The organism is Winogradskyella litoriviva (genome assembly GCF_013249065.1).
In the GTDB taxonomy this organism is placed as follows: domain Bacteria; phylum Bacteroidota; class Bacteroidia; order Flavobacteriales; family Flavobacteriaceae; genus Winogradskyella; species Winogradskyella litoriviva.
The window spans coordinates 524,731-536,937 of sequence record NZ_JABRWQ010000002.1 but is presented as its reverse complement, the minus strand read 5'-3'; the positions used below and the strand labels follow the sequence as shown (position 1 = coordinate 536,937).

Sequence of the window (12,207 nt, the reverse complement as noted above, 5' to 3'; positions counted from 1 at the left end):
CTTATTTAGTTAGACTTAAAGATAATGAAAGTTTTAATTATGACGTTTTGTAGGTGTTTTTTAATAATGTGTACAATACGTTAGTTAAATTAAGGTTTTAATTTTAATGTGGTTTTGAATATTCGTTTAACGTCCACTGTGTATGGCGAAGTGAGGCGCGCCTCACGAGGAGTCATAATTGCGCCTCATTCGCTATAAACGCTGATGTGTGTAGTTTCGTGTGGAGCTCTTGTAGACTCGACTAAATATAGCAATAGCACAAAATTATTTGAGGTGTAATTAACAATGGACGATGTGGTAAAATTAGTAGAAAGGAAGCGTTTGGAAAACGCGATTCTACGTGCCGCAGGCAATTTCACCACATCGATCTCGGCTATGAGTAGTTGCGTGGGTTAGCACGAAATTTTGCAAGTACACACCAAGCTGAAAATCCGTAAGGATTTTTAGAAGTAGGCGAGAACAAGCAATTACTTATTGCTATTGTTGTAAAGCGTTATTTTTTAAATGAATAAAATTAATATTCGGTATTTTGTTAATTTTTAATCAGTTTTCTATAAAAAACTTTATTATCAGTTTCGACTGCAATAAAATAAATACCATTATTCAAGTAAGAAATGTCAAATTGAATATTTTCGTTATTAGAATTATCTAATTTTATTATTTCTCTACCAAAACTATCTAATAAACAAATTTGTTCAAAAAAAACTTTCTCAAATTTTAAGTTGACTTTTGTTGATGCAGGGTTAGGATATATAATAAATTTTTCCTTTTCCAAATCTTCAAAATCATTGGTTGATAAAGAGTTATATTCAGCACTAATTGAATCTGTATCTGACACAACAGTTGAATCACATGTTGTAGAACCTAGTGATGATACAATGATACCAATATTAATGGTATAATTACCACTATTAGTTAATGGTATAAAAAAATCATTGTCTTCTTGGTGAAACGCTAAGGTGCCTTCATCTCTGAGACAAATTGAAAGATGTATTACATTATTTTCAATTGAAAATTCACTACTTAATAAACTAAACCCTTGATGCCAAAAAGTTTCAACATTTACATTTAGGCCTCCTGTTATTTGTGTAGCAGAAGTGCTAGCTATTTCTATTGCAAATGATGGCAAAGAAACTAAGAATAGGATTAGAGGAAATACTATTTTTTTCATATTTCAAATATTTTATTGTCTTTAATTAACCAAAGTATTAAAAATTTTATTCGGCTAGAATATTCGTTAACAATTCAGGTTTCAGATTAATATTTTTCAGGACGCTAGTTAATGCTTTACAATGTCTCGCGGATATAAAAGCGTTTCAAAGTATTATATCCAACGTTAAACGAAGGTAGTTTTTTTGAGATTTAAAGTCAAGTGCCTCACTCTTAAATATATAGTTTTTTGTCATTAATTGTTAATAAGGTAAAACACCATTTATATTATAGGTAACAAGCATGTTGTTATTGCTTAACTCATACTTTTAAGCACATCAATAATTTCATCTGGTTCAGAGCGTGTTCTGTAATCTATATTAACGTAATTCCATTTTACAATACCATCTGTGTCTAAAATAAAGGTCGCAGGAATTGGTAAAACATTAGCATTTCCATTATTAATAGCTTTTAATTCTAGTCCACGATCTACACGCATATGTTCCATCAAAAATTCTGGGACTTCCCAAGCCACACCATATTGTCTGGCAACTTTAGCATCTTGATCCGACAACACTGTAAATTCCATTTTACTAATTTCATTTTCTGATAAGGAATCATCTGGTACTTCTGGGCTAATAGCAACTAAGCTTGCACCTAAAGCTTGTATCTCACTGAGTTTAGCTTGCAATGCTCTTAATTGTAAGTTGCAATAAGGACACCAACTACCACGATAAAATGTAACTACAACAGGTCCTTTTTTAAGTAAATTGGCTAAAGAAATTTGTTGTCCTTTAGGGTTTGGTAATACAAAATCTACAGCTTTGTCGCCAATTTTTAGAGCGTCTTTTCCGTCTTCAAAGGCTTTTGCTTTGGCTATAACATCATCAACACCTTGCATAAATTCGGGTTTTGCTTTACGTCCTGATGCAATTTTGGCGTCGGTTTGTTCTTTAAGTGTTTTCATGTCAGATATTAAATTTGAGTAAGTTTTATAATGTTTAAATAAAAATTCAATTTACCTATTATCTAATAACTGAAGTTATTCTTTAATTTTAATTAATGTTTTAAATAGTATTTACAACTCGTAAGCATTGTTATTCACAAAGAATAAAGAATTCACAAAAAACAATTTACCGTTTTCCCAAAAGCTTCTAAAAAGAGGGTTATCTACCATGTAAATAAAACTACCGCTTCCCATAGTTTCCTCACCAAAAACCAAAGTTTGGTCTAAGTTTTTTACAGCATTTTGACCTGCAAATCCAGAAAATACTTTGGTGTCATTTAAGTAAGCCACATTATAGCCACTGTCTAATAAATTGTATGCAGAACTACCTAATTTTAATGTAAAATAATTATCATCATAACCAAAAGCCATAGGATGCGTAGCATCTACTTTAGTATTAAAAATGGCACCTGTAATTAAGTGGTTACTGTATTCGCGTTCGCGATTGGCGTAAGGTGTTAAGTTGTCGTCGTCTGCATCATCGTCAGAATCTTTATAACTTAAACTAAATCCATCTTTACCTGCAAAGCTTCTTAATGCACCATCAATAGCAATTACTTTTCCACCAGAACTTACCCATTCTTTTAATTTGGTCATATTATCGCTAGTTAATACTTTGCCATAATAACCATTTGGTATAACTAAAACATTGTACTTATTCAGGTTGGTTTTACTTAAATCATCTGTGTTTATAGAAGTTACTGGATAGTGCAATTGTTGCTCAAAGAAATGCCAAATCTCACCATAACTTAAAGATGATGTACCATCACCAGAAAGCATAGCAATTTTTTGTTGGTTCACTAATTTAATATCTGGCGAGCCAATATCTGGTGTTTTTTGAGAGAATCCAGAAGTGATTTCTGTTAAAGGCTGTGCATGTTCTTGTGCAATGGTATTCAGTTTTGATACCATTTTTTCAATATGTTTATTGTCGCCTTTAGTGATAATTAAAGAACCACGACCAAAGGTTTTATTGTTAGAAGAAAATGGTTTTTCTGTGAAGCGAACTTTGAAATTGTGCTTTAATAATGCGGCTAAAAATTGCGCATCTTCCATGGAATTCCATTTGCTAACATAGCCGTAAGCATCATTTAAAACCTGAAGCGCTTTTTTACTCGCCATTTTGTTACTGCTCACTTTAGATGTTGTAGCAATAGCATCTAAACCATAAGCATAAGGTAATGACCACGCTGTAATATCGTAGGTTAATGAGTCGGAAAGCAATGTGTTGGGCTCAAACAAAACCTTTACCATTTTTCCTTTCGGTTGGTTAGAATGTACCACCAAAGCATTAGCATCTACATTAAAACTACCTTGATTTCCTGTAGCATAATTGTAACCAGAAACCTTAGAACTCGTTGCATTTTCAAATGAAATTTGATGTTTATTTAACAGTGTTTTTAAGCTATTAATTTTGTCTTCATTCCCTTTTAATACGTAGCTCTTATATTTTAGATTGGCATTATTGAAAAATTTACCAAACTCAATATTCAATTGCTTGGCATTTTTTGAAGCCATTTCTACCGTAGAAATTCCTGTGGTGGTATGATGCGTTAAGCGTTCTACCAAAGTTAAAACATGACCTTCATCGTTTAAAATGCCTAAACCTGCCATACCATGTCCACCTTGTTCGTAAGTCATTCCCATGGCACCCATAAACGTTGGATAGGTATCACCATAACTTGGGTACAATAAATCAAAACGTTCTCTTGTAAAAAATAGCCAACCTTCTGCATCAAAATATTTAGCATGATTCTGACCAATTTGCGTTTGGAAATCGCGTTGCCAATCAGAAATTACCTCATGAAACGGTTCTGCAGCAGGCGCAAAATAATACGGTTCGTTAATGCCTTGTTCATGAAAATCGACATGCACATGTGGCATCCAAGTATTATAAACTTCTAAACGTTGTTGCGTTTCAACTTGTGTTGCCCAAACCCAATCTCTATTTAAATCAAAAAGGTAATGATTTGGTCGTCCACCTGGCCAAGGTTCGTTGTGCTCACTGGCTTGTTTGTCCACATCGTAAGGTTCGCTTTTGGTTTCATTATACCAATTAATGTAACGGTCTCTACCATCCGGATTTACACTTGGGTCCATAATTACAACCGTATTTTTTAATAAATCTTGTTCTTCCGTTAGTAATTTATAAAGTGTTAGCATTGCAGCTTCAGAACTCGATGCTTCGTTACCATGCACATTATAACTCAACCAAACAATTGCAGTATCTGTTGCAGTTGGTTCGCCATCTAATAAACCTGCGTTTTTTAAATTATTTTCTCTAATAGTTTCCAGATTTCCCATGTTAGCTTCACTTGTAACAAAAGCTAAATACATGTTTCTACGTTCATTGGTTTTTCCGTAGTTCACCAATTTTACTTGCTTAGGAATAGCAGTTTCAACAGTTTTAAAATAATCAATAACCTGATGATTTCTACTAAATTGTGTGCCAATATCGTAACCTAAAACGTCATTAGGAGAGGGAATGGTTTGCGATGCTGCTAAGGATAGACTGCCTAAAACGACCAATAAAACGAAGACTAATTTTTGCATTTAATTTAAAATTAAGGTTGTAAGCTAGTAAAGATAGTTAGCGCAACTGAATTAACTAAAAATTAGCAGATAAAAAATTGAAGAGCCTTATATTTATGCCGAAATTAAGATTAACCTATGCCAACTGACTGTATTCCATTTAAGGAAACCAATTATTTTTCAGATTTTATATGCGATTATCTCGCTGAAAAACCAGAATTAAAAGACTTTTATCATCGTTTTCCTAAGCTTGAAAATTTTGAAGCTCAGATACATGAAAAGTCTATATCATTTAAACGTGAAACGAGAACTGTTTTAGTTGAAACATTAAAACAACAATATAAAGATATAAAGACTTCAAATTTGACGTCTGAAAATATTGAAAGTCTACAGCAAGAAAACACCTTCACCATTACAACTGGTCATCAATTAAATTTGTTTACTGGACCATTGTATTTTCTGTTCAAAATTGTTTCAACTATAAATTTAACCATGCAGTTAAAGGCCGAATATCCAAATTATAATTTTGTGCCTATCTATTGGATGGCATCAGAAGACCACGATTTTGAAGAAATCAATTACTTTAACTTTAAAGGAAAAAAGATACAGTGGAATTCTACCCAAACAGGTGCTGTTGGTCATTTTAATACTGAGGGCTTAGACGATGTTTTCGACATTATTTCTTTAGAATTCGGAGAAGGTAGACATGCAAAACAATTAAAAACATGGTTTAAGGAAGGCTATTTAAAACATAATAATTTAGCTGATGCCACACGTTATTTGGCGAATGAATTGTTTGGCGAACATGGCTTAGTAATTGTAGATGCTGACGATAGAGAATTGAAACGTCTGTTTATTCCGCAGATGAGAAAAGAAATGCTAGAGCAAACGGCATTTAAAACCGTATCTGAAACCAATAAAAAATTAGAAGAATTAGATTTAAAAATTCAAGTTAATCCAAGAGAAATAAATTTATTCTATATAAAAGATGGCTTGCGCGAACGTATTGTGGAAAGTGATGGTGCCTATTCGGTTTTAGATTCAGAAATCCAATGGAATGAAACTGAACTTCTAAAACATTTAGATGAAGCACCAGAATGTTTTTCGCCTAACGTAATTATGCGACCATTATACCAAGAAGTAATTTTACCAAATCTCTGTTACATTGGTGGAGGCGGAGAAATGATTTATTGGTTACAATTAAAATCTAATTTTGAAGCGCAAAACGTCACATTTCCTATGTTGTTATTAAGAAATTCAGCCTTAATAAAAACAACCAAACAAGCGGAGAAACTTGAAAAATTAAATATCTCTGACAAAGATTTATTTTTAGACAGACACGCGTTTATTAATAAAAAAGTTAGAAAAATATCGAATATGGATATTGACTTTTCAGACCAAATAGCGCATTTAGAATCTCAGTTTAAATCCCTTTATGATTTAGCTGAACAAACCGATAAATCATTTATTGGTGCAGTAAAAGCGCAAGAAGTAAAACAATTAAAAGGCTTAAAAAATCTTGAAAAACGATTACTACAAGCACAAAAGCGAAAATTAGCAGACCAAATTAGCCGTTGTACAGAATTACAAGAGCAGCTGTTTCCTAATCAAAGTTTACAAGAACGAAATACTAATTTTTCGGAATTATATTTAGAGTTTGGAGACCAATTAATTCCTGAATTATTAAAAGCCTTAGAACCTTTAAAAGGTGAATTTCTAATATTAAATTTAAAATAATCAATGCATCATATTGATATTGAGTTAATTGAAATGACATTAGATGTCATGAAATATGTTATCGGCAGAGTTTCTGCTACCGAGCATCAAATAGGTAAACCCAAAAAAGCAGAAGAATTAAAAGCCATAGTAGGAGAAACTGTAACACCAAAAGGTGTTGGAGGTGAATATGCTTTTAATCTGTGGAAAGAACATTTAGCAAAAACAAATGTACCAGTTGATCATCCTAGAAATTTAGCTTTTGTGCCAGCGTCACCAACTAAGGCTGCCATTATGTTCGATTTAATAACGTCGGCATCTAGTATTCATGGTGCTTATTGGATGGAAGGTGCAGGTGGTATTTTTTGTGAAAACGAAGCTATGAAATGGATTGTGTCTTTAACAGGATTACCAGAAGGTGCTTTTGGTGTTTTTACCAGTGGAGGCACAGCAGCAAACTTATCAGCGATAGTAACTGCAAGAGAGCATTGGCGAGAAAACCCAGAATTTAAAAGAGAAAAAGGTTTAATAATAACCTCCTTAGGTGCGCATTCTTCTATAAAATCTATGGCTAAAGTAGCAGATGTAGATATACTTTTGGTAGACTCTGAAGAGCATTTAACAGGTGATGCCCTAAAGGAGACTATTGCTACTTTAACAGAACATCAGCGTAAATGTTTATTTGCTGTTGTTGCTACAGGTGGAACCACAAATGCAGGTATTATTGATAATTTAGATAGCATTGCAGAGGTTTGCGAAGCTGAGAATTTATGGTTTCACGTAGATGCCGCTTATGGTGGAGGTGCTTTGGTTGCAGATTCTGTTCGTCATTTATTTAAAGGTATAGAAAAAGCAGATAGTATAACTATTGATCCACATAAATGGATGTTTTCGCCATACGATTGTGGTGCTGTTATTTATAAGAATATGGAATTGGCAAAAAATGCCCATTCACAACAAGGGTCTTATTTAGAAATTTTTAAAGACGAAGGTGCACACGGATTTAATCCAACAGATTATCAAATTCAACTAACACGAAGAGTAAGAGGTTTACCATTGTGGTTTTCATTGGCAACTCATGGCACAGACCGTTATAAAGAAGCTGTAGAACGTGGTTTAGAATTAGCACAAATTGCAGGTCGTTTAATAGAAGCGCATCCAGATTTAGAATTGGTTAGAGAGCCAAGTTTATCTTGTGTATTATATAGAAGAATAGGTTGGGAGCCAGAAGATTATACACATTGGACGTACGAAAATCACGATAAAGGATTTGCATTAGTCACACCAACTAAGTGGAAAAACGGTGATACTTATGAAACCTGTTCTCGTTTCTGTTTTATCAATCCAGATACCACAGAAAAGGATATTAAGTTGATTTTAGAAACTATGGTTTAAATCAAAACTATAGATGTGTTAATTTTATAAATTATTTCAAATTTTAAAGGAATTAATTTAATAACAAGTATGCTGATATTATGTTAAAAACTTAATCTAAAAAAAAATTAAATCGTAAATCGTAGTTCGCAAATCAATCCTTATTTTTGCGCATGCAACACAACAAAGTCCTAATTTTAGATTTCGGATCGCAATACACACAGCTTATTGCGCGTCGCGTTAGAGAATTAAACATCTATTGCGAAATTCACCCATTCAATAAAATTCCTTCAGATTCAGATAGCTTTATGGCTGTTATTTTATCTGGTAGTCCAAATTCTGTAAGAGGAGAAGATGTTCTTCATCCAGAATTAGACGGTATTAGAGGAAAAAAACCGATGCTTGCCGTTTGTTATGGTGCGCAGTATTTGGCTCATTTTTCGGGTGGTGAAGTCGCTGAATCTAATACCAGAGAGTATGGTAGAGCCAATTTAGCTTATATTAAAACTGACGAAGATTTCTTTGAAAATATTCACGAAGGCAGCCAAGTCTGGATGAGTCATAGTGATACAATTAAACAATTACCAAAAAATGGTGTTTTGTTAGCCAGTACAAGTGATGTTAAAAATGCAGCTTATAAAATTGAGGGCGAACAAACGTATGCTATTCAGTTTCATCCAGAAGTTTATCATACAACAGATGGACATCAATTACTTCAAAACTTCTTAGTTAAGATTGCAAACGTTGAACAAGATTGGACACCAAATGCATTTGTTGAAGAAACCGTTGAAGATTTAAAAGAAAAACTAGGTGAAGATAAGGTTGTTCTTGGTTTGTCTGGAGGTGTAGATTCTTCAGTGGCTGCGATGCTATTGCATAAAGCCATAGGAAAAAACCTTTATTGTATTTTTGTAAATAACGGTCTTTTACGTAAAAATGAATTCGAAGATGTATTGCATCAATACGAAGGCATGGGATTAAACGTTAAAGGTGTAGATGCTTCGGCACGCTTTTTGGATGCTTTAAAAGGATTGAGTGATCCAGAGAAGAAAAGGAAGGCTATTGGCAATGCGTTTATTGAGGTTTTTGATGATGAGGCACATCTTATACAAGATGTAAAATGGTTAGCGCAAGGCACTATTTATCCTGATGTTATAGAAAGTGTTTCGGCAACAGGTGGACCAAGTGCTACGATAAAGAGTCATCATAATGTTGGTGGATTACCAGATTATATGAAGTTAAAGGTGGTTGAACCACTAAGAGCTTTGTTTAAAGATGAAGTAAGGCGCGTAGGTGCATCTATGAATATGGATAGTCAATTGTTAGGTCGTCATCCATTTCCTGGTCCTGGTTTAGCTATTAGAATTTTAGGAGATCTAACTGAAGAGAAAGTACGTATATTACAAGAGGTAGATGCTATTTTTATAAATAACCTTCGTTCTTGGAATTTGTACGATAAAGTTTGGCAAGCAGGCGCTATGTTGTTACCAGTGAATAGTGTAGGAGTAATGGGAGACGAGCGTACTTACGAAAAATGTGTAGCTTTGAGAGCTGTAGAAAGTACAGACGGAATGACAGCAGATTGGGTAAATTTACCGTATGAGTTTTTGCAAAAAACCTCAAACGAAATTATAAATAAAGTAAAAGGTGTAAATAGAGTAGTATATGATATTAGCTCAAAACCACCAGCTACTATTGAGTGGGAATAATAAAGTTTACTGATTATAAAGCAAAGTCAATTTTCGGTTTTTGGTTACAAAATTAACCAGTCTCTGATTGAAGGCTAAGTACAGTTTTCAGAATTTAAAGTAAAATAGAATACATGAGAAATTTTTTAGCCACCTTGTTAATTGCTTTTACTATTGGTTTAAGTGCACAAAATTACATAGAACATAAAGTGCAATCTGGTGAAACAATTCAAACTATTGCAAAAAAATATTTGGTCACACCTTTTGATATTTATGCTTTAAATCCTGATGCTAAGAAAAAAATTCAACCTAATACAGTATTAATTATTCCTAATTCTAAAATTAAGAATGAACCTTTAATAGAAAATAAACGTGAGCTTACAGGCTACAAAACTCATAAAGTTAAGCGGAAAGAAACCATCTATAGTTTAACTAAAAAGTATGGTATTTCTGAGGAGGAGCTTAAAAAAGCCAATCGACATTTGTATTCTGAGAACCTTAAAAAAGGTGATAAAATTAAAATTCCACAATTTAGAACCATAACCTCTAAGCGTACTTTAAATAACACAGTAAAAAAATACACGGTACAGCCAAAAGAAGGCAAATGGAGAATTGCCTATAAATTTGGTGTCTCGGTTGCAGAATTAGAGGCATTAAATCCTAACATGAATTCTGTTATTCAGCCAGGAGATATTCTTAATGTACCAAATATTAAAGATCAAGAAGAAAAAGCAATAGAAGCTTCTTTTGGGTATTATGAAGTGTTACCTAAAGAAACATTTTACGGTTTAAAAGGTAAGTTGAATTTAAGCCAGGAGCAATTAGAGCAATTAAATCCTGAATTAAAAGCTACAGGTTTAAAAGCAGGTATGGTATTAAAAGTACCAGATAGCTCAACTAAAGATATAACTTCAGCAGAAATAGTAGATGTTAAAATCACTAATTTAAGACGTAATCTTACTAATTTTAAAACGAAGAAAATTGCGTTGATGATGCCTTATCAATTGCATAAAATTGATGTAGATTCTGTAGAAGAAGCTAAAGACCGTATTAAAAACAATAAGTTATTATCTATTGTTTTAGATTTTCACGTTGGTGTTTTAATGGCATTAGATTCTGCAAAACATTTAGGTATCTCAACAGATTTAAAGGTTTTTGATACACGTTATCATGCAGCAATCACTTCAAAACTATTAGCTGAGAATGACTTCTCAGATTATGATGCTGTTATCGGTCCAATGGAAGAGCAAAGTTTTGATCGTGTAGCTTCAGCTTTAAAGGCAGATCGTATTCCTGTTATTGCGGCAATGAATAAACCAAAACAAGTGTATAGCAATGTTTTTCAAACCTTGCCAGAAGATAAATTATTGCGTAAAACTATGATAGACTTTGTAAAGGCAGATAGTTTAAAAAAGAGTGTAGTGATTATTTCTGATCGTGCTAATAAATTATCGAGTGAGTCATTGCAAAAAGAATTTCCTGGTTCTAAGTTAATACTTTCAAGATTAGATAAAAAAAATAAAACTAAAGATGCTTACTTTATATATCACACAGAATTAGAGAATATCTTTTCGGCAGGAAAAACATATGTGTTTTTAGAAACCAATAACGATTCTTTTGCGTCTAGTGTTATTAGTATGCTTAATGGATTCATTGATTCTAAAACCGAAATAATTTTAACAACATTAAAAAAGGGTAAAGCTTTTGAAGGTAAGAACATTGATAATATAAATCTATCTAATCTTAAATTTCATTATGCTTCTGTATATAAGGATTATGATGAATCTAAAAATAATGGTTTTGTAAAGGCATATCGAAAAGCATATGGTGTATCACCTAGTAAATATGTTGCTCGTGGTTTTGATATTACTTTAGATCTATTGATGCGTTTAGCTTCTGCAGAGAATTTATATGAAGCTTCTGGAGATACTGTAGAGACAGAATACATAGAAAACAAGTTTAGATATACCACAGATTTCTTTGGAGGTTATGTTAATCAAGCTTTTTACGTCGTAAAATTCGATGATTTAAGAGTTGTAAAAGCTAATTAATCGAAGATTAGTGAGTTAGAAATTTAACTCAACTTAATTTTTTGTCCTTTAACGAAAAATAAGAATACTTTCATTTAATTGACGTTATTTTGAAAGGCATGCTATCCTAATGTAGTATGCCAACCAGTTTAATCCATTTTGTCCCTTGAAAAATATACTAATATGTCTGTTTGTCTTATTTATTGGAAGTGAATCTAACGAAGAAACAATAATTTGGGATGCGACAAAGAAACTTACTTGGTCAGATTTTAAAGCAAGTCCAGATAAAGAGTCTGATGCAGTTGCCTTAACAGCATCTGGTATTACCTTTGGGTATTCTGTACAAACTTCAGGCAAACGAATTACCGAGTTTTCAACACTCGTAGAGTCTCATTTTTATCCCAATAAATCTTGGTATGTAAAAGCAAGTAGTGATGTTCATATTTTAGCTCATGAGCAATTACATTTTGATATCACAGAACTTTATGCACGTAAGTTTAGAGCGCAAATAGCGAAGTTGCAGGTTAATCAAAATATTAAAAAGCAATTGAATAAGCTGCATGGAGATATTAATGCAGAACTTAACGAAGCTCAAAAAAAATACGACCTAGAAACAACGCACTCCATTAATGCGGTTGAGCAACGAAAATGGTCTAATTACATAGAAAAAGAACTTAACAGACTAGAAGAGTTTAAAGCACTTTAATTGTGG

8 protein-coding genes are annotated in these 12,207 nt (G+C 32.9%); 5 read left to right on the top strand and 3 right to left on the bottom strand.

Annotation, left to right across the window (positions count from 1 at the left end):
- Positions 1-532: 532 nt before the first annotated feature.
- The 3 genes from HNV10_RS06375 to HNV10_RS06365 all read right to left on the bottom strand — a co-directional run bounded on the left by HNV10_RS06375 (position 533) and on the right by HNV10_RS06365 (position 4,708).
- Positions 533-1,171 carry a T9SS type A sorting domain-containing protein gene (locus HNV10_RS06375; protein ID WP_173300487.1) on the bottom strand — a complete coding sequence of 213 codons (639 nt, stop codon included), beginning with the start codon at positions 1,169-1,171 and terminating at the stop codon, positions 533-535.
- A 294-nt stretch (positions 1,172-1,465) separates the two neighbouring features.
- Positions 1,466-2,116, bottom strand: coding sequence for a peroxiredoxin-like family protein (locus HNV10_RS06370; RefSeq protein ID WP_173300486.1), 651 nt, complete (start codon positions 2,114-2,116; stop codon positions 1,466-1,468).
- 111 nt (positions 2,117-2,227) lie between these two features.
- Positions 2,228-4,708 carry a M14 metallopeptidase family protein gene (locus HNV10_RS06365; RefSeq protein ID WP_173300485.1) on the bottom strand — a complete coding sequence of 827 codons (2,481 nt, stop codon included), beginning with the start codon at positions 4,706-4,708 and terminating at the stop codon, positions 2,228-2,230.
- 117 nt (positions 4,709-4,825) lie between these two features.
- On the opposite strand from HNV10_RS06365, the gene bshC reads away from it, so the two are divergent.
- The 5 genes from bshC to HNV10_RS06340 all read left to right on the top strand — a co-directional run bounded on the left by bshC (position 4,826) and on the right by HNV10_RS06340 (position 12,201).
- Positions 4,826-6,424 carry a bacillithiol biosynthesis cysteine-adding enzyme BshC gene (gene bshC / locus HNV10_RS06360; protein WP_173300484.1) on the top strand — a complete coding sequence of 533 codons (1,599 nt, stop codon included), beginning with the start codon at positions 4,826-4,828 and terminating at the stop codon, positions 6,422-6,424.
- A 3-nt stretch (positions 6,425-6,427) separates the two neighbouring features.
- Positions 6,428-7,798, top strand: coding sequence for a pyridoxal phosphate-dependent decarboxylase family protein (locus HNV10_RS06355; protein WP_173300483.1), 1,371 nt, complete (start codon positions 6,428-6,430; stop codon positions 7,796-7,798).
- A 152-nt stretch (positions 7,799-7,950) separates the two neighbouring features.
- A complete protein-coding gene (gene guaA, locus HNV10_RS06350; protein ID WP_173300482.1) occupies positions 7,951-9,486 on the top strand; it encodes a glutamine-hydrolyzing GMP synthase in 1,536 nt (511 codons plus the stop codon).
- A gap of 113 nt (positions 9,487-9,599) precedes the next feature.
- Positions 9,600-11,516 carry a LysM peptidoglycan-binding domain-containing protein gene (locus HNV10_RS06345; RefSeq protein ID WP_173300481.1) on the top strand — a complete coding sequence of 639 codons (1,917 nt, stop codon included), beginning with the start codon at positions 9,600-9,602 and terminating at the stop codon, positions 11,514-11,516.
- Positions 11,517-11,661: 145 nt separating this feature from the next.
- Positions 11,662-12,201 carry a DUF922 domain-containing protein gene (locus tag HNV10_RS06340; RefSeq protein ID WP_173300480.1) on the top strand — a complete coding sequence of 180 codons (540 nt, stop codon included), beginning with the start codon at positions 11,662-11,664 and terminating at the stop codon, positions 12,199-12,201.
- Positions 12,202-12,207 lie beyond the last annotated feature (6 nt).